We start from the raw sequence: 24599 nt of genomic DNA on the forward strand, positions 1-24599 counted from the left end.
CCTGTGGGAGCTGGCTTGCCTGCGATTGCATCACCTCGGCTTCACTGATGTAACGAGTCGCCTGCATCGCAGGCAAGCCAGCTCCCACCTTTGACTTCAGCGTTACTCATAACAGCGTTTATCTTGCTGAATCGCATCAGTAACAGGGGTAACACCCCACGCGTAACAATGCGGTAACACATCCAATTGACTTCCCGTGTCCTCCTCACGACTATAGGCGTCCCGCTGCCGCCAACCCGGCGCTAAAGGGCGCAATCCAGGCCTTATAAGCACTGCTCTCAAGAAAGTGCGCCTGTATAAACGAAGACTCACGCGCGTTACTCGCTGTTTCCAAGCGCCTGAACGAGGACCCTTTTCATGCCAGACATTACCCTGACCACCTTGCAGAGCCTGAAGCTCAAAGGTGAAAAAATCACCATGCTGACCTGCTATGACGCCACCTTCGCCCAGGCCTGCTGCCAGGCGGGTGTGGAAGTGTTACTGGTAGGCGACTCCCTGGGCATGGTTCTTCAAGGGAATGACAGCACCCTGCCCGTCACCACCGATGAACTCGCTTACCACACCGCCAGCGTCAAACGCGGTAACGACGGCGCATTTATCATCGCCGACCTGCCGTTCATGGGTTACGCCACGCTTGAACAGACCTTCCAGAATGCCGGCAAGTTGATGCAAGCCGGCGCGCACATGATCAAGGTGGAAGGCGCTGTATGGCTTGCCGAGTCGATCCGCCTGCTCGCCGAACGCGGCGTGCCGGTGTGTGCGCACATGGGCCTCACGCCACAATCGGTGAACATTCTCGGCGGCTATAAGGTTCAGGGTCGCAATGAAGCCCAGGCGCGCCAGATGCGCGCCGATGCCATCGCCCTGGAACAAGCCGGGGTTGCGATGATTTTGCTCGAGTGTGTACCGAGCGAACTGGCGGCCGAAATCACCCAGGCGGTCAAGGTGCCGGTGATCGGCATTGGCGCAGGCTCGGCCACCGATGGCCAGGTGCTGGTGCTGCACGACATGCTCGGCTTGTCGATCACCGGCCGCGTGCCCAAGTTCGTGAAGAACTTCATGGCCGGCCAGGACAGCATCCACGCCGCGCTGAGTGCCTATGTCACCGAAGTCAAAGGCGTGACCTTCCCAGGCGCCGAACACGGATTCTCTGCATGAACACCGTAAAAACCCTACGCGAACTGCGTTCTGCCGTCGCCCATGCCCGCAACGCCGGTAAACGCATTGGCTTTGTCCCCACCATGGGCAACCTGCACAGCGGCCACGCCACGCTGGTGACCAAGGCTGCGCAACAGTCGGACTTCGTCGTGGCCAGCATCTTCGTCAATCCGCTGCAATTTGGCGCCGGGGAAGACCTCGACAAATACCCGCGCACCCTGGCCGCCGACCAGGAAAAGCTCCTGCAAGCCGGCTGCAACCTGCTGTTTGCGCCCACCGTCGATGAGATGTACCCCGGCGGTACCACCGGCCTGACCCGCGTCAGCGTCCCGCAGCTGTCCGAAGGCCTGTGCGGTGCGAGCCGCCCCGGGCACTTTGAAGGGGTGGCCACGGTGGTCAGCAAGTTGTTCAACATGGTCCAGCCGGACATGGCGGTGTTTGGCCAGAAGGACTACCAGCAACTGGCGGTGATTCGCGCCATGGTCCATGACCTGAACATGCCGATCCAGATCATCGGCGAACCGACCGTGCGCGCCGCCGACGGCCTGGCGCTGTCGTCGCGCAACGGTTACCTCACCGACGAGCAACGCGCCATCGCCCGGGTGCTGTACCGCAGCCTGAGCGAGATTGCCGCCGCCATCAAAGGCGGTGACCGCGACTTCGCCAGGCTGTGCGCCGAACAGGTCAAGCAGATCGAAGCCGCCGGCCTGCGCCTGGACTATCTGGAGGTGCGCCAAGGGGTGAACCTGCAGCCCGCCACCGCCGAGGACCGCGACGTGGTGATTCTGGTAGCCGCCTATCTGGGGGCCACGCGCCTGATCGACAACCTGCATTTGAACCTCGCCTGACCCCCTCTTTACACCCCGCCTGTTGCCCTGCCTGATGCGCCGGTATAAAAAAGTACCGGCCACAGCGCAGACAAAGCCAAGACATATCGGCACGCTAGGTTTAATGTAATCGCCCTGCGCTATGGTTAGCGCTGTCCGGAACCCACTGCTTGATGAAAGACTGGACGTTCCGGGCTTTGAAGTGTCCTAAAGGCAGTCCCCGTAATAAAAGGAAACCCGCAGCGATGGCGTACTACCGCACTCCTCATGACGTTACCGCTCTGCCCGCCTGGCAAGCGCTCAATCAACATCGCCAAGCCATGCAGGATTTCAGCATGCGCGAAGCGTTCAATGCCGATCCTCAGCGTTTTTCCCAGTTCACCTTGAGCAGCTGCGGACTTTTCCTCGATTACTCGAAAAACCTGATCACCCGCGAAACCCGCGACCTGCTGGTGGCGCTGGCCAAGGAAGTCGACCTCAAAGGCGCGATTGACTCGCTGTACGCCGGCGAACCGGTCAACTCCTCCGAAGGCCGCCCGGCCCTGCACACCGCCCTGCGCCGCCCGGTGGGCGACAAGCTGTCGGTCAACGGCGTGAACATCATGCCGGACGTGCACAAAGTGCTGAACCAGATCACCGACCTTGTGGGCCGCATCCACGATGGCCTGTGGCGCGGTTACACCGAGAAGCCGATCACTGACGTGGTCAACATCGGCATCGGTGGCTCGTTCCTCGGCCCGGAGCTGGTATCCGAAGCACTGTTGTCCTACGCCCATAAAGGCGTGCGCTGCCATTACCTGGCGAACATCGACGGCAGCGAGTTCCACGAGCTGACCATGAAGCTGCGCGCCGAGACCACGCTGTTTATCGTCTCGTCGAAATCCTTCAACACCCTTGAAACCCTGAAGAACGCCCAGGCCGCCCGCGCCTGGTACCTGGCCCAGGGTGGCTCGGAAGCCGAGCTGTATCGCCACTTTATCGCCGTGTCGAGCAACAACGCCGCGGCCGTGGCCTTTGGTATCCGCGAAGAAAACATCTTCCCGATGTGGGACTGGGTCGGCGGCCGCTACTCGCTGTGGTCCGCCATTGGCTTGCCAATCGCCCTGGCCATCGGCATGTCCAATTTCAAGGAGCTGCTGTCCGGCGCCTACACCATGGACCAGCATTTCCAGAACGCGCCGTTCGAAGCCAACATGCCGGTGCTGCTGGGCCTGCTGGGCGTGTGGTACGGCAACTTCTGGGGCGCGCAGAGCCATGCGATCCTGCCATACGACCACTACCTGCGTAACATCACCAAACACTTGCAACAGCTGGACATGGAATCCAACGGCAAAAGCGTGCGCCAGGACGGCTCACCAGTGTCCACCGATACCGGCCCGGTGATCTGGGGCGGCGTCGGCTGCAACGGTCAGCATGCCTACCACCAGTTGCTGCACCAAGGGACCCAACTGATTCCGGCCGACTTTATCGTACCGATTGTCAGCTTCAACCCGGTGTCCGACCACCACCAGTGGCTGTACGCCAACTGCTTGTCGCAGAGCCAGGCGTTGATGCTCGGCAAGACCCGCAGCGAAGCCGAAGCCGAGCTGCGTGACAAAGGCCTGGCGGAAGACGAAGTACAGAAGCTGGCTGCGCACAAGGTGATCCCAGGCAACCGCCCGAGCAACACCATCGTGGTCGAGCGCATCAGCCCACGTCGCCTGGGCGCACTGGTGGCCATGTATGAACACAAAGTGTTCGTGCAGAGCGTGATCTGGGGCATCAACGCCTTCGACCAATGGGGTGTGGAACTGGGCAAGGAGCTTGGCAAGGGCGTTTACAACCGCCTGACCGGCGCCGAAGAAACCCTGGCCGACGATGCATCCACCCAAGGCCTGATCAACTACTTCCGCGGTCGTCATCGCGGCTGAAGCCGATCTCGGGGCCAACGTCCGTTTGGACGTTGGCCTTGAACCCTCCCCCCACAGCGTGCATCTTTATGACTTGTCCCGAAAACAAGAATAAGGACCGCTCATGTTCGATATCAGCCAATTCCCCACTGCCGATGCCGTGCGTCGTGCCGCGCAGCTCAGCCAAGCCGACTATCAGCGCCTCTATCGTCAATCCATCGAACAGCCCGATACCTTCTGGGCTGAACAAGCCAACGGCTTTCTCGACTGGATAACGCCGTGGCACACCGTGCAACAGTCAGACATCAAGACCGGCGCCGCCCAGTGGTTTGCCGCCGGCCAATTGAACGTCAGCTACAACTGCATCGACCGTCACCTGGCGCAACGCGCTGATCAGCCGGCCTTCATCTGGGAAGGCGATGATCCAACGAAATCTTCCACAATCACCTACCGCCAACTGCACCAAAACGTCAGCCGCCTGGCCAACGTGCTGAAAAGCCGTGGCGTGAAAAAAGGCGACCGGGTGTGCATCTACATGCCGATGATCCCTGAAGCGGCCTACGCCATGCTGGCCTGCACGCGGATCGGTGCGGTGCACTCGGTGGTGTTTGGTGGTTTCTCGCCGGACGCCCTGCGCGACCGTATTCTCGATGCCGACTGCCGCACCGTGATCACCGCCGATGAAGGCGTGCGCGGTGGCAAGCCCGTGGCGCTGAAACAGAATGTCGACAAGGCCTTGGCCAGTTGCCCGGACGTCAGCACAGTGCTGGTAGTGGAGCGCACCGGGGCAGACCTTATCTGGGTAAAAGACCGCGACCTCAAGTATCAACAGGCCCTGGACGCTGCCAGCGCTGATTGCCCGCCCGAGCCGATGGACGCCGAAGACCCGCTGTTTATCCTCTACACCTCAGGCAGCACCGGCAAACCCAAGGGCGTGCTGCACACCACCGGCGGCTACCTGCTGCAGGCGGCGATGACTTTCAAATACGTGCTCGACTACCGCGACGGCGAAGTGTTCTGGTGCACCGCCGACGTGGGCTGGGTCACCGGCCACAGCTATATCGTGTATGGCCCGCTGGCCAATGGCGCCACCTCGCTGATGTTCGAGGGCGTACCGAGTTACCCGGACAGCTCGCGCTTCTGGCAAGTGATCGACAAACATCAGGTGAATATTTTCTACACCGCGCCCACCGCCCTGCGCGCGCTGATGCGCGAGGGCCACGGCCCATTGGAGAACACCTCGCGCGCCAGCCTGCGCCTGCTGGGCAGCGTCGGTGAGCCAATCAACCCGGAAGCCTGGGACTGGTACTTCAACGCCGTCGGCGAACAGCGTTGCCCCATCGTCGACACCTGGTGGCAGACCGAAACCGGCGGCATCATGCTCAGCCCGCTGGTCAGCGCCCAGCGCATCAAGCCTGGCTGCGCGACCCAGCCGATGTTCGGCGTACAGCCGGTGCTGCTGGATGAGCAAGGCAAGGAAATCAGCGGCGCCGGCAGTGGCGTGCTGGCGATCAGAGCCAGTTGGCCTGGGCAAATCCGTAGCGTCTATGGCGACCCGCAGCGCATGATCGATACCTACTTCAAACCCTACCCCGGCTACTACTTCACCGGTGACGGCGCACGTCGCGATGAAGACGGCGATTACTGGATCACCGGGCGCATCGATGATGTGATCAACGTGTCCGGCCACCGCATCGGCACCGCCGAGGTGGAAAGCGCCCTGGTGCTGCACGACCAGGTGGCCGAAGCTGCCGTGGTCGGCTACCCGCATGACGTGAAGGGCCAGGGCATCTATGCCTTCGTCACCCCCATGAATGGCGTGGAGCCCAGTGATGCGTTGAAAAAACACCTGCTGGAACTGGTCAGCAAGGAAATCGGCAGCTTTGCCAAGCCCGAACTGATCCAATGGGCGCCTGCCCTACCGAAGACCCGCTCCGGCAAGATCATGCGGCGAATCCTGCGCAAGATCGCCTGCAACGAACTGGACAGCCTCGGTGATACCTCGACCCTGGCCGACCCGAGCGTGGTGGATGGCCTGATCGACAAACGCCTGAACCGATAGGAACCCATGGAATTCATCCGCAGCCGTATCGAGAACCAGTTGATGAGCCTGACCGGCTTGTCACTGGGCCAGTTGGACCTGGAAAACCCCAAGGGCGACCCTGGCCTGTTCGGTCCCGACTCGGTCAACTGGCAGGTGCACGGCGACTTCAGCAGCATGCTCATCGGCGGCATCAGCGCCTTGATGCTGCAAGCCTTGCACCCGCTGGCGCTGGCAGGCGTGTGGGACCACTCGAACTTTCGCCAGGACATGCTCGGGCGCCTGCGGCGGACCTCGCAATTTATTTCCGGCACCACCTTCGGCTCGCGCAAGGATGCGGAGTGGCTGATCGAGAAAGTCCGCACCATTCACCTGCAGGTGGTGGGGCATGCGCCGGACGGGCGACCTTACGCGGCCAGCGATCCGCAACTGCTGACCTGGGTGCATGTGGCGGAGGTCAGTAACTTTCTCGCCGCCCACCTGCGCTATCGCAACCCGCAGCTGCCGGGTCGGGACCAGGACCGTTACTACAGCGAAATCGCCCTGGTGGCCGAACGGCTGGGCGCGCGGAATGTGCCACGCTCACGGCAGGAAGTGTCGGATTATCTGGAGCGTATTCGCCCGCAATTGCTGTGCGACGAGCGCAGCCGTGAAGTGCTGCGCCTGTTGCTCAACGCGCCCGCTCCCAGCCAGCTTGCCAAACCCTTTGGCGCCTTGATGATGCAGGCCGGGATCGACCTGCTGCCGGACTGGGCCAGCGGCATGCTCGGACACCATCAAAGCCCACTGCAACGCCAGATGATCCGCGCCGGGGTCAAGCGCAGTGCACCTTTGCTGCGCTGGGCGATGCGCAATGGGTCGGTGCAACGCGCCCATCGGCGGATGGGGTTGATGTAGGCGACCGCCCATAACTGTTAAACTCCGCGCCCGCATTTTATCCAGCAAGGCGCGCACTATGACCCCTCTGAATCAGGCGCTGCGCGCCGCCCTCGATCAACGCCAAGACCTGATCAACGAGCTGCATGCCCAGGGCACCGATTGCTATCGGCTGTTCCACGGCAGCCAGGAAGGCGCCGGCGGCCTGACAGTCGACCGCTACGGCCCGCAACTGCTGGTGCAGAGCTTCCATCAATCGCTGGAAACCGCAGACCTGCTGGCGCTGCATCATCAGGTCAATCAGCACCTGGGGCTGGAACTGCTGCTGGTATACAACGACCGCTCCCGTGGCAACTCGCGCATTGATCGCGAAGACACGGTGTACCGCGCCGAACCCGCTGCGCTCGAGGACCTCGTAGGCCACGAGTGGGGGCTCAATTACCGCGTGCGTGGGCGGCATGCCGGGCAAGATCCGTTGCTGTTCCTCGACCTGCGCAACACCCGTGGCTGGGTCAAGGCGCACAGCGCCGGCAAAAGCGTGTTGAACCTGTTCGCCTACACCTGCGGCGTGGGCTTGAGCGCGGCGGCCGGTGGTGCGCGTGAGGTGTGTAACCTGGACTTCGCCGAGGGCAACCTGGCGGTTGGCCGCGAGAATGGCCTGCTCAATCCGCAATTGCCCACCATGGAATTTGTACAGTCCGATTACTTCCCGGCGATTCGCCAATTGGCCGGCTTGCCGATCACCCAGCGTCGCGGCCAGAAACTGCCGAGCTATCCGCGCCTGGAGCAACGTCAATATGACCTGGTACTGCTCGACCCGCCGGCCTGGGCCAAGAGCGCGTTTGGCACCGTCGACCTGCTGCGCGACTACCAGAGCCTGCTCAAGCCGGCGCTGCTCGCCACCGCCGACAATGGCGTGCTGATCTGCTGCAACAACCTGGCGAAAGTCAGCATGGACGACTGGCGCGAGCAGGTGTTGCGCTGCGCCGAGAAGGCCGGGCGCCCGGTGCGCGACTGGCAAATCATGGCGCCGGGCGCGGACTTTCCCTCACAGGATCAACAGCCGCCGTTGAAAACCCTGATCCTGCAACTGTAGGGCTTTTCCCAAGAAGGCCCGTGCTTCGGAACCGAAAACCCGTGCCATACTCCAAGGCACTCTCGTTCTACATAGATGGCGTCACCCATGCCCAAAGGATTGATTCGCGCCGCTGGCGCCCTGTTGACCGCTCTTGCTCTATACAGCTTGCTGGGCTTCTTGATTCTGCCGGGCATCGCCCTTCGCATTGCCAACCAACAACTGGCCACTTACGCCACACTGCCGGCGCGGGTCGAGCGCATCGAGCTCAACCCGTTCAGCCTGGAGTTGACCGTGTGGGGCCTGAAGGTCGGCGAACCGGGCAAGGAACAGCTGGGATTCGAGCGCCTCTACGCCAACTTGCAGATCGACAGCCTCTGGACCCGCGCCCTGCACCTGGCCGACGTGCAACTGGAGCAGCCCAAGACCGAACTGCTGTTCGACAAGTCCGGCCAACTGAACCTGGCGCAGCTGTTCAAGCTGCCGCCAAGCGAGCCAACTCCGAGCGACCCGAATGCCAAACCCTTCCCGCTGCGCATCGACAGCATCAAGCTGGCCGGCGGCTATGTGCACTTTCGGGATTTGCGCCCCAGCGAACCTATCGAATTCCTCTACGACAAACTCGACTTCGAGCTGAAAAACCTCAGCACGCTGCCGGAAGACAATGCCGACATGACCTTGGTGGCCGCAGGCCCGGAGGGAGGCCGGATCGATTGGAAAGGCAACGTGAGCCTGGTGCCGATCACCTCCCAAGGCACGCTGAAAGTCACCGACGGCAAGATGAAAGCATGGTGGCCATACGTGCGTGACGCCGTGCCGCTGGTGCTTGAGAACGGGGTACTCAACTTCAGTACCGAGTACACCTTCAGCCTGGCCAAAGAAACCGAACTGAAGCTGACCAACACTGCTGCGAGCATCGCGCCGTTCGCCATCAAGGCACCGGATGGGCGCCCACTGGTACGCCTGGAGCGCCTGGACGTCAGTGAGACCACCATCGACCTGGCCAAGCAGCAAGTGGTGGTCGGCAAGATCCGCAGCAACAAGCTGGAAACCTGGGCCGCGCGCGAAGCCGATGGCCAACTCGACTGGCAGAAGCTGTTCGCCAGCCAACCGAGTAAACCGGCCAAGGCGCCCGAGCCGGCCACTGCGCCAGCCACCGCCGACTCGCCAAAACCGCCCCCTGCGGCGCCCAGCAAACCCTGGCAAGTGCTGCTCAAGGACGTGCAACTGCGCAATTATCAGGTGCACCTGGCCGACCGTGCGGCCAAACCAGCCGTCGCCCTGGAACTGGGCCCGCTGAACGTCGACATGCAGAATTTCGACAGCCTCAATGGGAGCCCCTTCACCCTGAAGGTCGACTCCGGGCTGGGCAAACAAGGCAAGATCAAGGCGACCGGCGAGGTCAATCTCAACCCGGTCAGCGCCAGGCTGAAGGTGAACACCCAGGACATCGACCTGCGGGTTGCGCAGGCTTATATCAGCCCGTTTATCCGCCTGGAATTGCGCAGCGGTATGCTCGGCAGCGACCTCGACGTGAACCTCAAAAGCATCGATCCGCTCGCGCTGCAAGTGACCGGCCGGGCGCAGGTCGACCAGTTGCACACCCTCGACACCCTCAAGACTCGCGACTTCCTCAAATGGCAGCGCCTGGTCCTGGAAGGCGTGAACTATCAGCACGGCGACAGCCTGTCGATTGCCAAGGTCAATCTGCTGCAGCCGTATGCGCGCTTCATGATCAACGATGACCGCACCACCAACATCGATGACTTGCTGATCCCACAACCGGCCGACAACGGCGCCAAGTCGGCGGCCAAACCCGCGGCCAGTAAAGACAAGCCCCTGGGCATTCACATCGGGCAAATCGCGATCAATGACGGCTCGGCCAACTTCGCCGACTTCAGCCTCACGCCCAACTTCGCCACGGCGATTCAACAACTCAACGGGCAGATCGGCACCATCGACAGCCGCCAGGCCAAACCGGCCAGCGTCGATATCAAGGGTAAGGTGGACCGCTATGCGCCAGTGACCATCAAGGGCGCCGTGAATCCGTTTGATCCGATGGCATCGTTGGATATCGCCACCAGCTTCAAACGGGTTGAGCTGACCACATTGACGCCCTACTCCGGCAAGTTCGCAGGCTTCCGTATTCGCAAGGGCCGGCTCAACCTCGACCTGCATTACGTGATCACCAAAGGCCAGTTGAAGGCTGAAAACAAAGTAGTGATTGAACAACTGCAACTGGGTGAGAAGGTCGACAGTGCCGATGCGGTGGACTTGCCGCTTCGTCTGGCGATTGCCCTGCTCAAAGACTCCGACGGCAAGATTTCGATTGAACTGCCGGTCACCGGTGACCTGAATAACCCTCAGTTCAGCGTGATGCCGATCGTGTGGCAGACCCTGCGTAATCTGGTGGTGCGCGCGGCGACGGCGCCCTTCAAGTTCATCGGCGGGCTGGTGACCGGCGGGGGTTCGGAAGATTTGGGCAATGTGTCGTTTGCCGCTGGCTCAAGCGACCTCAACAAGGATGCAGAAGGCGCGCTGAACACCCTGGCCAAGGCGCTGAAAGCGCGCCCTACCCTGCGTCTGGAGATCGAAGGCACGGCGGCCGCCAGCAGCGACGGGCCGTTCCTGGCCGCAGAGCGCCTGGAACGTGAATACCAATACAACTACTACAAGATCCTGCAGCGCCGTGGCGACAAGGTTCCGGCCCAGGCTTCGCTGCTAGTAGTACCCGAAAAGGAAAAGGCGCCCTTGCTTGAAGGCATCTACCGCACGCGCCTTAAACAACAGCCACCAGCCGAATGGAAAAACCTCAGCGACGATGACCGTGCCGCGAAGTTGCGTGACGGTGTGATCAAGTATTGGAGTGCCAGTGATGTGCTACTGCGTCAACTGGGCCAGGACCGCGCGAGTACCATCAAGGACTACCTGGTAGACAAAGGACAGTTGGAAGATGACCGGGTGTACTTCATCGACGCCAACCTGGGGCAAGCGGAGAAAGATGGCCGAGTGGTAACGCCGATGCACCTGGATGCGGAGTAACCGGCAAGCAACAGACCTCTGAATATGGGAGATGGCTTGCCTGCTCCCACATTTGTTTATGATCGGCCTGGGGTGGAGGTTGTTTATAGCCGAAATAGAACAGGCCCCGACACAAGTGCCGGGGCCTGTAATGACCACATCCGTGTGGTCGGTCGCATGAACTCGTGAGGTGCCTTGAGTGGATATCTAACTCACTCTCCGCCGCCGACGTACAGTTCAGTCGATAGGTTGAGCGTTACTCTGCTTTCAGGCCGTCGGCCGATACAGCTTTAACGCCTTTGATTTTCTTGGTGATCGCAACGGCAGTGGCTTTCTGCGATTCAGTCACAGCAGCAGTCGACGACAGGGAAACTACACCCTTGTTGGTTTCGACTTTGATGTCGGTACCCGGAATACCTTTCTCGGTCACCAGGTCAGCTTTCACTTTGGTGGTGATCCAAGTGTCGGAGGTGGACTCTTTGGCACCAGCAGCTGCGCTTTTGGTTTTGTCGACGTTGTCGGCTTTAGTGGCGCCGCCAGCCATCAGGCCGTCAGCAGAAACAGCGGTCACACCTTTGATTTTCTTGGTGATCGCTACAGCAGTCGCTTTCTGCGAATCCGAGATAGCTACGGTCGACGACAGGGAAACCACGCCTTTGTTGGTTTCTACCTTGATGTCCGAACCAGGAATGCCTTTTTCGGTCAGCAGATCGGATTTAACTTTGGTAGTGATCCAAGTATCCGAAACGCTTTCTTTAGCCTTGGTGGCTTCACCAGCTGCCAGGGTCATTGGCGCTTGGGAAGTCTGGGCAAAGGCCACGTTAGCACCCATGGCCAGGGTCAGAGCGGTAGCAGTAGCGAGAGCGAACTTCTTCATACGAGTAACTCCTGTTTTATTAAAAGTCTGCAGTGTGTGAACCTTGATGCTGCAGCGTTAACAGGGATATTGCAGGCAGTGTGCCAAGTCCAGATTCTGAAATAAACCATTTAAAAACAATAACTTATAGAATTTGCATTTTTTCGGAATCGTGCAACTTGCATGAACCCGGCCGAACCTGCATGCAAGTTGCGGCTTTTGAATTCTATTAACCGCCTGATTTTTAGGCAGTTTCCTATATCCATAAAAAAAGGACCCCGAAGGGTCCTTTTTTCAGCGTAAAGCCTGCGGGTGATTAAACGCCCGAAGCCTTGGCTGCTGCTACGTCTTTGATGGACAGCTTGATACGGCCGCGGTTGTCCACGTCCAGTACCAGTACTTCGACTTCCTGGCCTTCTTTCAGAATGTCGGTCACTTTCTCAACGCGAGCGTCGCTCAGCATGGAGATGTGAACCAGACCGTCTTTGCCCGGCAGGATGTTGACGAATGCGCCGAAGTCGACGATGCGCTCAACCTTACCGACGTAGATCTTGCCGATCTCGGCTTCAGCGGTGATGCCCAGGACGCGCTGACGTGCAGCCTCAGCAGCTTCCTTGGTTTCGCCGAAGATCTTGATCGAACCGTCGTCTTCGATATCGATCGAAGCCTTGGTCTCTTCGCAGATCGCACGGATGGTCGCGCCGCCTTTACCGATGACGTCACGGATTTTGTCGGTGTCGATTTTCATCGCGATCATGGTCGGAGCATTTTCCGACAGCTCGGTACGCGACTGACCAATGATCTGGTTCATCTGGCCGAGGATGTTCAGGCGCGCTTCCAGGGCTTGGCCCAGAGCGATTTCCATGATCTCTTCGGTGATGCCCTTGATCTTGATGTCCATCTGCAGCGCGGTAACACCTTTGGCGGTACCGGCTACTTTGAAGTCCATGTCGCCCAGGTGGTCTTCGTCACCCAGGATGTCGGTCAGGATGGCGAACTTCTCGCCTTCTTTAACCAGGCCCATGGCGATACCGGCAACCGGCGCCTTCATCGGCACACCAGCGTCCATCAGTGCCAGGGAAGCACCGCAAACCGAAGCCATCGAGCTGGAACCGTTGGACTCGGTGATTTCCGACACAACACGAATGGTGTACGGGAACACGTCGGCAGCCGGCAGCATGGCCGAGATCGAACGACGAGCCAGACGGCCGTGACCGATTTCGCGACGACCAGCGCCACCCATGCGACCACACTCACCCACCGAGAACGGCGGGAAGTTGTAGTGCAGCATGAACGGGTCTTTTTTCTCGCCTTCGAGGGTGTCCAGCAGCTGTGCGTCACGGGCAGTACCCAGGGTCGCGACGACCAGCGCCTGAGTTTCACCCCGGGTGAACAGGGCCGAACCGTGGGTCTTCGGCAGAACGCCGACTTCTATGTTCAGCGGACGTACGGTGCGGGTGTCGCGACCGTCGATACGTGGCTTGCCGTTAACGATATTTTCGCGAACGGTGCGGTATTCGATTTCGCCGAATGCAGCTTTGACTTCGCTGGAAGAAGGCTGGCCTTCTTCACCGGACAGCTTGGCTACGACCTGATCCTTCAGCTCGCCCAGGCGCGCGTAACGATCGGCCTTGACGGTGATGGTGTAGGCGTCGGAGATGGCAGCGCCAAACTCGGAGCGGATAGCGCCCAGCAGTTCAGTTGCTTCAGCTTGTGGAGCCCAGGCCCAAGTCGGCTTGGCGGCTTCAGCAGCGAGTTCTTTAACAGCGTTGATCACAACCTGGAACTCGTCATGAGCAAACAGGACTGCGCCCAGCATCTGGTCTTCGGTCAGCTCTTTGGCTTCCGATTCAACCATCAACACGGCTTCCGAAGTACCGGCAACGACCATGTCCAGGCTCGAGGCTTTCTGCTGTTCGTAAGTCGGGTTCAGCAGGTAGCCGGTGCTTTCGTGGAAAGCAACGCGGGCAGCGCCGATCGGGCCATCAAAAGGAATACCGGAGATGGCCAGGGCAGCCGAAGTACCGATCATCGCAGCGACGTCCGGATCGGTTTTCTTGCTGGTGGAAACGACGGTGCAGACAACCTGCACTTCGTTCATGAAGCCTTCTGGGAACAGCGGACGGATCGGACGGTCGATCAGTCGGGAAGTCAGGGTTTCTTTTTCGGAAGGACGGCCTTCACGCTTGAAGAAACCGCCAGGGATCTTACCGGCAGCGTAAGTCTTTTCCTGGTAGTGAACGGAAAGAGGGAAGAAGCCTTTGCTTGGGTCAGCGGTCTTGGCGCCAACCACGGTCACCAATACGGTGACGTCATCGTCAACGGTGACCAGCACTGCGCCGGAGGCTTGACGGGCGATACGGCCTGTCTCGAGGGTAACGGTCGACTGACCGAACTGGAATTTTTTGATAACCGGGTTCACGGTGTCCTACCTTCTTTGTGGCTCTTGGGGAACTTGTCTTCTTGCGAAATTCTTGGGCAATGTCGGGAATCGGCCCGAGCCTGGTCCAGGGTAAAACGTGTATCCAGATAAAACTTGAGGCTGGGAGCCTGCCACGGGCCAGCGGAAATTCCACTGACACATGGCAGACAACCAACCTCTAGCGCAATCGCTTATTAGCGACGCAGACCCAGGCGACCGATCAGAGCCTGATAACGACCCAGATCCTTGCCTTTCAGGTAGTCCAGCAGCTTACGGCGCTGGTTTACCATGCGGATCAGACCACGACGGGAGTGGTGATCTTTACCGTTGGCCTTGAAGTGACCTTGCAGCTTGTTGATGTTGTGGGTCAGCAGTGCAACTTGCACTTCTGGCGAACCAGTGTCACCAACAGCTTGCTGATAGTCAGCAACGATTTGTGCTTTTTCTTGAACGTCGAGAGCCATGAGGCAATCCTTTTTTCAGGAAACCACCCAAAGGGTGATCTCAACAGGCCAGGGACAAATCCCTGTATCTAAAAATGAGTGTTGACCGTGCCTGTTAACAGCCACACTCGTTCGGTCATTCTGACCGAATCAGTCGACGCGGCGCGATGCGCCCGTCTTCGCTCACTTCACCGATACCGATAAAGCGACCGTTATGATCCTGTACTCGCACCATGCCGAACTTCGGGGCATCCGGGGCACGTACCGGCTGGCCGTTGAGCCAGTAGAACGCGCTGTGCTCCGAGAAGTGCAGCAATGGCCAATCGAGCAAACCGCTGTCCGAGGGCATCAGGAAGCGATCAACTGCTTCATTGCCGCCTTCGGCGTGTACGGCTTCCAACTCTTCCAGCGTGACCGTCTGGGCCAGGCTGAAAGGGCCTGCCTGGGTGCGTCGCAGTTCTGCAACGTACGCGCCGCAACCGAGCTGTTCACCGATATCTTCCACCAGGGTACGGATATAGGTGCCTTTGCTGCAATCCACGGCCAAGCGGGCAGTGTCGCCTTCATGGGCGAGCAATTCCAAGCGCGCAATAGTAACAGAACGCGGTTCGCGCTCCACTACTTCGCCCGCACGTGCCAGCTTGTAAAGGGGCTGGCCATCACGCTTGAGCGCCGAGTACATCGGCGGTATCTGACTGATTTGCCCACGAAAACCGGGTAAAGCAGCTTCAATATCAGCACGACCAACGGTCACGTCGCGAACCTGCAGAACATCACCTTCGGCATCGGCCGTGGTGGTGGTCTTGCCCAGTTGCATCAGGGTTTCGTAACCCTTGTCGGAATCAAGCAGGTATTGCGAGAACTTGGTCGCCTCGCCAAAGCACAACGGCAGCACGCCGGTGGCCAGGGGATCGAGGCTGCCGGTGTGGCCGGCCTTCTCGGCGTTGAGCAGCCAGCGGACCTTCTGCAACGCGGCATTGGAGGTAAAGCCAATGGGCTTGTCGAGCAGAATGATGCCGCTGACGTTGCGACGGATACGTTTGACCTGAGCCACCGCTTACTCCTTGGCGTCTTCAGGTGTGGACGGGTGCTGGCTGTCTTCAGCCACGGCGCGCTCGATCAGTGCCGACAGGTGCGCACCACGCACGACGCTTTCGTCGTAGTGGAAGTGCAACTGGGGAACGCTGCGCAGCTTCATTTCGCGGGCCAACTGCATGCGCAGGAAACCTGCTGCCGAATTGAGCACCTTGATGCTTTGCGCGATTTCTTCGCTGCTGTCCTGCCCCATCACGGTGATGAAGATCTTGGCGTGACCCACGTCACGGCTGACTTCGACGGCGGTGATGGTGACCAGGCCAACGCGGGGGTCTTTGACTTCGCGACGGATCAGTTGGGCCAGCTCGCGCTGCATCTGATCGCCGATACGCTGGGTACGGCTGTATTCTTTTGCCATGTCTTGTTACCTGTTACTGCCTCACGGTGAAACCCGTGGGGTCTGAAAGCGGCAAACGCCCGGCCTGACAAAAGCCAGACCGGGCGTTGCGTTTAGAGTCCGTACGCTGCGCGAGGCATTTGCATGCCCACACGCCGCGTGGCTCCGGAAGTACGCGAGTTAGAGGCTGCGAGCAACCTGGACCTTCTCGTAGACTTCGATCTTGTCGCCAGCCTTGACGTCGTTGTAGCTCTTGACGCCGATACCGCATTCCATGCCGGCACGCACTTCGGAAGCGTCATCCTTGAAGCGGCGCAGGGATTCCAGCTCGCCTTCGAAGATAACGATGTCTTCACGCAGTACACGGATTGGACGGTTACGGTGCACAACACCTTCAATAACCATGCAACCGGCGATCGCGCCGAATTTCGGCGAGCGGAACACGTCACGCACCTCGGCAACACCCAGGATGTTCTCCCGAACGTCGCTGCCAAGCATACCGGTAAGGGCTTTCTTGACGTCTTCGATGATGTCGTAGATGACGTTGTAGTAACGCATGTCCAGGCCTTCCTGCTCGACAATCTTGCGAGCGCCAGCATCGGCACGCACGTTGAAGCCGAACAGTACAGCGTTGGAAGCCAGTGCCAGGTTGGCGTCGGATTCGGTGATACCACCGACACCGCCACCGACAACGCGCACTTGCACTTCGTCGTTACCCAGGCCGTTCAAGGCGCCGTTCAACGCTTCGAGCGAACCACGGACGTCAGATTTGAGGACGATGTTAAGCGTCTTCTTCTCTGCCTGGCCCATGTTTTCGAAGATGTTTTCCAGCTTGCCGGCGTGAGCACGGGCCAGTTTGACTTCGCGGAACTTGCCTTGACGGAACAGAGCCACTTCACGGGCTTTCTTCTCGTCGGCAACAACACTCATCTCGTCGCCAGCATCCGGGGTACCGTCCAGGCCGAGGATCTCGACAGGGATGGAAGGACCGGCTTCCTTGATAGGCTTGCCGTTCTCGTCGAGCATGGCACGTACACGGCCGTAGTTCGAACCGACCAGCACCATGTCGCCTTGGCGAAGGGTACCGTCTTGAACCAGAACGGTTGCAACCGGGCCACGACCTTTGTCGAGACGCGATTCAACCACAACACCACGACCTGGGGCCGATGGAGTCGCTTTCAGTTCGAGGACTTCGGCTTGCAGCAGGACCGCTTCGAGCAGTTCGTCAACGCCAGTACCGACTTTCGCCGAGACCGAAACGAACGGCGTATCACCGCCCCACTCTTCGGAAGTCACGCCATGAACCGACAGTTCACTACGGATGCGATCGAGATCAGCGCCCGGCTTGTCGATTTTGTTCACTGCAACAACCAGTGGAACACCAGCGGCCTTGGCGTGCTGGACAGCTTCAATGGTCTGCGGCATTACGCCGTCGTCCGCTGCAACGACCAGGATCACGATGTCAGTCGCCTTGGCACCACGGGCACGCATTGCGGTAAACGCGGCGTGACCAGGGGTGTCGAGGAAGGTGACCATGCCGCGTTCGGTTTCAACGTGGTATGCACCGATGTGCTGGGTGATACCGCCGGCTTCGCCAGCAGCTACCTTGGCACGACGGATGTAGTCGAGCAGCGAGGTCTTACCGTGGTCAACGTGGCCCATTACGGTCACAACTGGCGCACGGGAGAACGACTCACCTTCAAACTTCAGGGACTCGGCCAGGGAATCTTCCAGGGCAGTGTCGCTGACCAGGGTCACTTTGTGGCCCAGTTCTTCGGCTACCAGCTGAGCAGTTTCCTGATCAAGCACCTGGTTGATGGTCGCTGGAGTACCCAGTTTGAACATGAACTTGATGATTTCAGCAGCCTTGACCGACATCTGATTGGCGAGATCGCCAACAGTGATGGTCTCGCCGATCTGCACATCACGCACGACAGGGCCGGTTGGGCTCTGGAAACCGTGGGCGTTGCGCTTTTTCAGCTTGGCCTTGCCGCGACCACCGCGACGGAAGCCATCGCTTTCTTCGTCGGTAGTACGTGGGGCAACGCGTGGAGCAGGCGCTTTCTCTTTGACCGAGGCACGATGCGGAGCGTTTTTGCGCTCGCCATCAGCACCACCACCGCGACGATTGTTATCGTCGGCACGTGGCTTGTCCGGGCGACGAGGCTCGTCGCGCTTGCGAGCGTCAGCTGCAGGTGCTGGCGCAGCGGCAACCGGAGCGGCCTCACGCACAGCTTCAACAGGCGCGCTAGGCGCGGCGACCGCTTCGGTGGAAGCAGGTTGCGCAGCAGCAGGCTGGCGACGCGCTTCTTCTTCGGCGCGACGCTTGGCTTCTTCTTCAGCCTTCTGACGAGCAGCATTTTCTACTGCGCGACGTTCTTCCAGATCGCGTTTGCGCTCGGCTTCGATTTCTTCCGGGCTGCGCTGTACGAAGACTTTCTTCTTGCGTACTTCAACGCTGATGCTCTTGCTACCAGCAACACGCAGGGTGCTGGTGGTTTTGCGCTGCAATGTAATCTTGCGCGGTTCTTCCACTTTCGCCTTGTGGCTGCTCTTCAAGTGAGTCAGCAAAGACTGCTTCTCACTATCGCTCACACCTTCATCGGCGGCGGTGTGCGGCAGACCTGCCTCACGCATCTGCTGCAACAGGCGCTCTACCGGTGTTTTGACCTCATCGGCCAGTTGTTTCACCGTGACTTGCGTCATGCACTTCTCTCCTCAGGCCGCGCCTAATTACTCGAACCAATGGGCTCGGGCGGCCATGATCAACTTGCCGGCACGATCATCGTCAATGCCGTCGATGTCGAGCAGATCGTCAATAGACTGCTCGGCCAGGTCTTCGCGGGTAATTACGCCGCGCACCGCCAGTTCCATCGCCAAATCCTTGTCCATACCCTCAAGCGAGAGCAGGTCTTCGGCCGGATGGGCGTCTGCCAGCTTTTCCTCAGTAGCGATGGCTTTAGTCAACAAACGATCCTTGGCCCGAGCGCGAAGCTCGTTGACGGTGTCTTCGTCAAAGCCGTCGATGTTGAGCATTTCTTCCAACGGTACGTAGGCAATCTCTTCCAGGCTGGTGAAGCCTTCATCTACCAGCACCTGGGCCAGGTCTTCGTCGACTTCCAGCTCGTCGATGAAGTTGCGCAGGATGTCACCGGTTTCAGCTTGCTGCTTAGCCTGGATGTCCGATTCGGTCATCACGTTCAGGGTCCAACCGGTCAGTTGGCTGGCCAGACGCACGTTCTGACCACCACGACCAATGGCCTGAGCCAGATTGTCTGCGCCAACGGCGATGTCCATTGCATGGGCATCTTCGTCAACGATAATTGCCGCCACTTCAGCCGGCGACATGGCGTTGATCACAAACTGCGCCGGGTTATCGTCCCACAGCACGATATCGACACGCTCACCGCCCAACTCACCCGACACTGCCTGGACGCGCGAACCGCGCATACCAATGCAAGCGCCCTGCGGGTCGATGCGTTTGTCCTTGGAGCGGACCGCGATCTTGGCGCGCGAACCCGGGTCGCGGGATGCAGCCATGACTTCGATCAGGCCTTCGGCAATTTCCGGCACTTCAATGCGGAACAGCTCGATCAGCATTTCCGGCGCGGTACGCGACAGGATCAGCTGAGGGCCGCGATTCTCGGTGCGGATTTCCTTGAGCAGCGCACGCAGACGCACGCCGACACGGAAGGTTTCGCGAGAAATGATGTCTTCACGGGCCAGCAACGCTTCGGCGTTGTTGCCCAGGTCGACGATCACGTTGTCGCGGGTAACTTTTTTAACGGTGCCGGAGATGATTTCACCCAGGCGCTCGCGATAGGCGTCAACGACTTGAGCGCGCTCGGCTTCGCGAACCTTCTGCACGATGACCTGTTTAGCAGTCTGTGCAGCGATACGGCCGAACTCGATCGATTCGATCTTTTCTTCGACGACATCACCGACATTGGCGCCAGGGTGCGTCTCGGCAACCTTGCTCGGCCAGGTTTCGATGGCCGGATCATCAAGATCGGCTTCTTCGACGACCGTCCAACGACGGAAAGTCTCATAGGCACCGGTGTGGCGGTTGATTTCCACACGCAGATCAACTTCGTCTTCAAAACGCTTTTTGGTAGCAGTGGCCAGAGCCAGCTCCAGCGCTTCAAAAATCACGTTTGCCGGTACGCCCTTTTCATTGGATACCGACTCAACAACCAGCAGTACTTCTTTGCTCATCGTACGCCTCGCCTTTCGCAAGCCATTGGATCCGCGGGATCCGCGTCTCAGTCAAAACTGGGAATAATGTTGGCCTTGTCGATCATATCGATCGGCAACAGGAATTCATGGTCTTCTACCTGCACCACGACATCCTGTTCTTCTACACCGCGCAGAAGGCCCTGAAAGTTGCGTCGCCCTTCGAATGGGGATCGCAGCTTGATCTTCACTTGTTCACCGGCAAATTTTGCAAACTGCTCAATAGTGAACAGCGGGCGTTCCATGCCTGGCGAGGAAACTTCGAGGGTGTATTCAACGGAGATAGGATCTTCAACATCCAGTACACCGCTGATCTGACGGCTGACAATGGCACAATCGTCCACCAGCACGCCGCCCTCTTTATCGATATAAACGCGCAACATTGAGTGGCGACCTTGAGCCGAAAACTCAATACCCCAGCATTCATAGCCTAGGGCCACGACCACCGGGGCCAACAAGGCCTGCAACTCTTCTAGCTTGCTCGACACCTGAACCCCCTCGTGCATGTATGTGCATGCTGTGCAAAATAAAAAAATGGGCGAAACGCCCATCCTTGAAACGCCGTCGAACAGCGGCGTTGAAAGTGTCCAGCTAACAAAAAGCCCCTTAAAAGGGGCTCCGCTAAAACTGGTTGCGGGGGCCGGATTTGAACCGACGACCTTCGGGTTATGAGCCCGACGAGCTACCAGACTGCTCCACCCCGCGACAAAGCTGGGGCGGAAGTATACGACCGATCCCTTACAGGGTCAATGTAACCTTCCACCTACAAGAAAGCCCGCAACAGCGGGCTCTCCTGATAATTGGTACCGAGAAGGGGACTCGAACCCCTACACCCTATGGGCACAACCACCTCAAGGTTGCGTGTCTACCAATTCCACCACCTCGGCAATACAGCGTTTACAACCTTCTTACTTCTGCTCTTGAGCTGGAGGTACGTCAGTCGCTGGAGTAGCCGACTTTTGCTCTTGAAGCACCGGGACATCATCAGAAGCCGGTTTTGCTTTGGGTACTTCCAACACTGCTGGGTTTGGGAGACCTACTTGAGTCAGCACATGAGCTTTCTCTTTAGCAAAGTAACCTAACCCCAAGCTGGTTATGAAGAAACCGGCGGCAAGTATAGCAGTAAACTTACTAAGAAAGGTAGAGGAACCTTGGCTTCCGAACACAGTATTTGAAGCACCTGCACCGAAAGACGCACCAGCATCCGCACCTTTACCCTGTTGCAACAAAACCAGGGCAACTACGCCCAGGGCAGCCAACAGATGAAAAACGACTACGACTGTTTCCAGCATTTTTTCAGTTTCCCGCGGCGCGACAGATCGCACCGAACTCATCTGCATTCAGGGAAGCTCCACCAATGAGCCCCCCATCGATATCCGGCATGCCGAACAGTTCGACCGCATTGGCCGCCTTCACGCTGCCGCCGTATAGAAGACGCACACCTTGTGCGACTTCAGAATTCTCTGCCGCCAACTGCGCGCGGATGGCTGCCTGCACATCCTGCGCCTGTTGCGGTGTAGCAGTCAGCCCGGTGCCAATGGCCCAGACCGGCTCGTAAGCAATGACTGCCTTTGCAAATGCACCAACACCCAGCTCCTCGATGATGCTGCCCAGCTGACGTGAGACAACTTCAAGAGTCTTGCCCGATTCACGCTGCTCTAGGGTCTCCCCTATGCACAACACTGGAATCAGGCCACAAGCCTGTGCCGCTGCGAACTTGCGATTGAGTGTCCCATCACGCTCGCCCATCATCTGACGGCGCTCGGAGTGCCCGACAAGCACATAGGAACAACCCGCATCAACCAGCTGACTCGGCGAAATCTCACCGGTCAACGCACCTTGCATGGGCTCCACCGCAGAGTTCTGCGCGCCGACCTGAATCGACTTGCCTTTCAAGCCATCAACCACTTGGTTGATATGCAAGCAAGGCGGGAAAACCGCAACATCAACACCGCTAGGCAAGGCCAAGTGACGAAGGCCATTGATCAGCTCAGCGACACTGGCGCGGGTACCGTGCATCTTCCAGTTACCAGCTACCATAGTGCGACGCATGCTGTACCTCGTCGGTCAAAGTGGGCGCAGATGTTACCCAACCACACCATCACTGGCAAGCCGAATTCAGGCGCAAATTTCAGTTACCAGTTTTGCCAGGTCTTCGGCATGGCCGCGAACCTGTGTTTCATCCTCACCTTCGACCATGACACGCACCAGAGGCTCTGTGCCGGACTTGCGCAGCAATACCCGCCCACGCCCCGCCATTGCCTGGGTCACGCGCTCGCAAGCCTCTTTGACAGCAGGGTGCTCGATCGGGTTATCGCCGCCAGCAAAACGCACATTGAGCAGCACTTGCGGGCACTTGCGCAGGGCTTGACGCGCCTGGGCCAGGCTCTCTTCGCGGCGGCGCAAGGCCAACAGCACTTGCAGCGCAGCAATGATCGCATCGCCAGTGGTGGTGTGCTGGAAGCAAACGACATGCCCCGAGTTCTCACCACCCACCTGCCAGTTACGCTCCAGTAGCTCGGCGATCACATAGCGGTCGCCGACATTGGCGCGCACAAACGGAATATTCAGCTCCGCAAGTGCCAACTCCAGCCCCAGGTTGCTCATCAAAGTACCCACGACGCCACCCTGCAGCTTGTTACGCTCATGCAGGTCGCGGGCGATGATGAACAACAGGTCATCACCATCGACCACCGCTCCGGTGTGATCCACCATCAACACACGGTCACCGTCGCCATCGAACGCGATACCCAGGTCAGCGTGCTCAGCCAGGACTGCCGCCTGCAATTGCCCCATATGGGTGGAGCCGCAGTTATCGTTGATGTTCAAGCCGTTAGGCTGGGCCGACAACACCGTGACGTCTGCACCCAATTCCTTGAATACGCTGGGTGCCACTTTGTAGGTCGCGCCATGGGCGCAGTCGACAACAATTTTCAGCCCGGCAAAATTCGTGCTGCTGGGCACGCTGCTTTTGCAGAATTCGATGTAACGGCCAGACGCGTCATTGATGCGCGACACTTTGCCCAACTTGCTGGACTCAACCACCGTCATCGGTGCATCCAGCAACTCTTCGATCATCAGCTCGATCTCGTCCGGCAGCTTGGTGCCCTGACCCGAGAAAAACTTGATGCCGTTGTCATCATGGGGATTGTGCGAGGCGCTGATCACGATACCGGCTTCAGCGTGAAAGGTACGCGTCAGGTAAGCGATAGCCGGGGTCGGCATTGGGCCCAGCAGCATTACATCAGCGCCGGCGGCCGACAAACCGGCCTCCAGTGCGGACTCAAACATGTAGCCTGAAATTCGCGTGTCCTTGCCTACCAGGATGCGGCAAGCCCCCATGCTGCGAAACGCCATGCCTGCCGCCCAACCCAGCTTGAGCATGAAGTCAGGGGTAATCGGAAACTCACCGACCCGGCCACGTATACCGTCGGTGCCAAAGTATTTTTTAGTCATAAGTGCTCCATCATTCTTATTCGGCTGATTCTACTGCGGCAATCATGCGCACCACGTCCACGGTCTCGGCGACGTCATGTACGCGCAGGATTCGCGCGCCCTTGGTCACCGCGAGCGCCGCCAGTGCAAGACCACCGTACAGTCGCTCACCCACAGGACGATTCAGCGCCAGCCCTATCATGCTCTTGCGCGAAACACCGACCAACAGGGGCCGACCAAGGGCGTGCAGGGATTCCAGGTGCTTGAACAGACTCAAATTGTGTTGCAGGGTCTTGGCGAAGCCAAACCCGGGATCAAGGATAATCTTTTCCGGCGCGATCCCTACCGTGGCGCACTCAGCGATCCGCTCGGCAAGAAAACCGCTGACCTCACCGACCAGGTCGTCATAGTGCGGGCTGTCCTGCATGTTGCCGGGCTCACCGAGCATATGCATCAGGCAAACGGGCAGGCCCGTCGCCGCCGCCGCGTCCAGGGCGCCATCGCGCCGCAGTGAACGCACATCGTTGATCAAGCCGGCCCCCAGGCGCGCAGTCTCACGCATTACCGCAGGGGTAGACGTGTCCACCGAGATGATGACGTCCAGCTCACGCGCGATGCGCTCGACAATCGGCGCGACCCGCTCCAGTTCCTCCAAGGGAGAAACCACGCGAGCGCCAGGCCGGGTCGACTCACCGCCGACATCAATCAAGGTCGCCCCAGCCGCCACCATCGCCTCTGCGTGACGCAATGCGGCATCCAGCTGGCTGTAGCGACCACCGTCGGAAAAGGAATCAGGGGTTACATTGAGAATGCCCATAACGTGCGTATGGGCCAAATCAAGAACCCGATTGCCGCAAGGCAACCGGGTTGAGGACAACGCAGAAGTCATTT

At 59.2% G+C, this 24599-nt stretch carries 19 protein-coding genes and 2 tRNA genes; 7 read left to right on the forward strand and 14 right to left on the reverse strand.

The annotated features are described in order from the left end of the window. The first annotated feature begins 357 nt into the window (after positions 1–357). The 7 genes from panB to WBR57_RS28490 all read left to right on the forward strand — a co-directional run bounded on the left by panB (position 358) and on the right by WBR57_RS28490 (position 10908). Positions 358–1158 carry a 3-methyl-2-oxobutanoate hydroxymethyltransferase gene (panB, locus tag WBR57_RS28460; protein WP_424088620.1) on the forward strand — a complete coding sequence of 267 codons (801 nt, stop codon included), beginning with the start codon at positions 358–360 and terminating at the stop codon, positions 1156–1158. Continuing rightward, positions 1155–2006 (forward strand): pantoate--beta-alanine ligase, encoded by an 852-nt coding sequence (panC, locus tag WBR57_RS28465; protein WP_424088622.1) that lies wholly within the window; start codon positions 1155–1157, stop codon positions 2004–2006. Before panB ends, panC begins: the two co-directional genes overlap by 4 nt. Before the next feature lie 224 nt (positions 2007–2230). Next, positions 2231–3895, forward strand: coding sequence for a glucose-6-phosphate isomerase (pgi, locus tag WBR57_RS28470; protein WP_424088624.1), 1665 nt, complete (start codon positions 2231–2233; stop codon positions 3893–3895). Positions 3896–3998: 103 nt separating this feature from the next. Continuing rightward, positions 3999–5936, forward strand: coding sequence for an acetate--CoA ligase (gene acs / locus WBR57_RS28475; protein WP_424088626.1), 1938 nt, complete (start codon positions 3999–4001; stop codon positions 5934–5936). Between the two features lie 6 nt (positions 5937–5942). Next, positions 5943–6812 (forward strand): oxygenase MpaB family protein, encoded by an 870-nt coding sequence (locus tag WBR57_RS28480; protein WP_424088628.1) that lies wholly within the window; start codon positions 5943–5945, stop codon positions 6810–6812. 58 nt (positions 6813–6870) lie between these two features. Further along, a complete protein-coding gene (locus WBR57_RS28485) occupies positions 6871–7887 on the forward strand; it encodes a class I SAM-dependent rRNA methyltransferase (protein WP_424088630.1) in 1017 nt (338 codons plus the stop codon). An 87-nt stretch (positions 7888–7974) separates the two neighbouring features. Continuing rightward, the gene (locus tag WBR57_RS28490; protein WP_424088632.1) at positions 7975–10908 is read left to right on the forward strand and encodes a DUF748 domain-containing protein; all 2934 of its coding nucleotides are present in this window, start codon (positions 7975–7977) and stop codon (positions 10906–10908) included. A 235-nt stretch (positions 10909–11143) separates the two neighbouring features. On the opposite strand, the gene WBR57_RS28495 is transcribed toward WBR57_RS28490, so the two are convergent. The 14 genes from WBR57_RS28495 to folP all read right to left on the reverse strand — a co-directional run bounded on the left by WBR57_RS28495 (position 11144) and on the right by folP (position 24597). Then, positions 11144–11764, reverse strand: coding sequence for a BON domain-containing protein (locus WBR57_RS28495; RefSeq protein WP_122540402.1), 621 nt, complete (start codon positions 11762–11764; stop codon positions 11144–11146). A 295-nt stretch (positions 11765–12059) separates the two neighbouring features. Beyond that, positions 12060–14165 (reverse strand): polyribonucleotide nucleotidyltransferase, encoded by a 2106-nt coding sequence (gene pnp / locus WBR57_RS28500; RefSeq protein ID WP_099584795.1) that lies wholly within the window; start codon positions 14163–14165, stop codon positions 12060–12062. A gap of 194 nt (positions 14166–14359) precedes the next feature. After that, on the reverse strand, positions 14360–14629 hold the full coding sequence (gene rpsO, locus WBR57_RS28505; RefSeq protein WP_003176135.1) for a 30S ribosomal protein S15: 270 nt from the start codon (positions 14627–14629) through the stop codon (positions 14360–14362). A gap of 115 nt (positions 14630–14744) precedes the next feature. Next, positions 14745–15662 carry a tRNA pseudouridine(55) synthase TruB gene (gene truB / locus WBR57_RS28510; RefSeq protein ID WP_122540400.1) on the reverse strand — a complete coding sequence of 306 codons (918 nt, stop codon included), beginning with the start codon at positions 15660–15662 and terminating at the stop codon, positions 14745–14747. 3 nt (positions 15663–15665) lie between these two features. After that, a complete protein-coding gene (gene rbfA, locus WBR57_RS28515; protein WP_016973761.1) occupies positions 15666–16061 on the reverse strand; it encodes a 30S ribosome-binding factor RbfA in 396 nt (131 codons plus the stop codon). 159 nt (positions 16062–16220) lie between these two features. Next, positions 16221–18746 (reverse strand): translation initiation factor IF-2, encoded by a 2526-nt coding sequence (gene infB, locus WBR57_RS28520; RefSeq protein WP_424088638.1) that lies wholly within the window; start codon positions 18744–18746, stop codon positions 16221–16223. Positions 18747–18773: 27 nt separating this feature from the next. After that, entirely contained in the window at positions 18774–20255 is a 1482-nt protein-coding gene (gene nusA / locus WBR57_RS28525; protein ID WP_078739144.1) for a transcription termination factor NusA, read from the reverse strand. A 47-nt stretch (positions 20256–20302) separates the two neighbouring features. After that, positions 20303–20761, reverse strand: a complete 459-nt coding sequence (rimP, locus tag WBR57_RS28530) for a ribosome maturation factor RimP (RefSeq protein WP_038843818.1) — start codon at positions 20759–20761, stop codon at positions 20303–20305. A gap of 140 nt (positions 20762–20901) precedes the next feature. Next, positions 20902–20978, reverse strand: a tRNA-Met gene (locus WBR57_RS28535). Between the two features lie 96 nt (positions 20979–21074). Further along, positions 21075–21160, reverse strand: a tRNA-Leu gene (locus WBR57_RS28540). Between the two features lie 21 nt (positions 21161–21181). Further along, entirely contained in the window at positions 21182–21565 is a 384-nt protein-coding gene (secG, locus tag WBR57_RS28545) for a preprotein translocase subunit SecG (protein WP_010206600.1), read from the reverse strand. Positions 21566–21569: 4 nt separating this feature from the next. After that, on the reverse strand, positions 21570–22325 hold the full coding sequence (tpiA, locus tag WBR57_RS28550; protein WP_424088642.1) for a triose-phosphate isomerase: 756 nt from the start codon (positions 22323–22325) through the stop codon (positions 21570–21572). Between the two features lie 66 nt (positions 22326–22391). Next, complete coding sequence (gene glmM / locus WBR57_RS28555; protein WP_424088644.1) at positions 22392–23729, reverse strand: phosphoglucosamine mutase; 1338 nt, start codon at positions 23727–23729, stop codon at positions 22392–22394. A 16-nt stretch (positions 23730–23745) separates the two neighbouring features. Continuing rightward, a complete protein-coding gene (gene folP, locus WBR57_RS28560; RefSeq protein ID WP_424088646.1) occupies positions 23746–24597 on the reverse strand; it encodes a dihydropteroate synthase in 852 nt (283 codons plus the stop codon). Positions 24598–24599: the final 2 nt, after the last annotated feature.

Source organism: Pseudomonas sp. (genome assembly GCF_049590575.1).
GTDB lineage: Bacteria > Pseudomonadota > Gammaproteobacteria > Pseudomonadales > Pseudomonadaceae > Aquipseudomonas.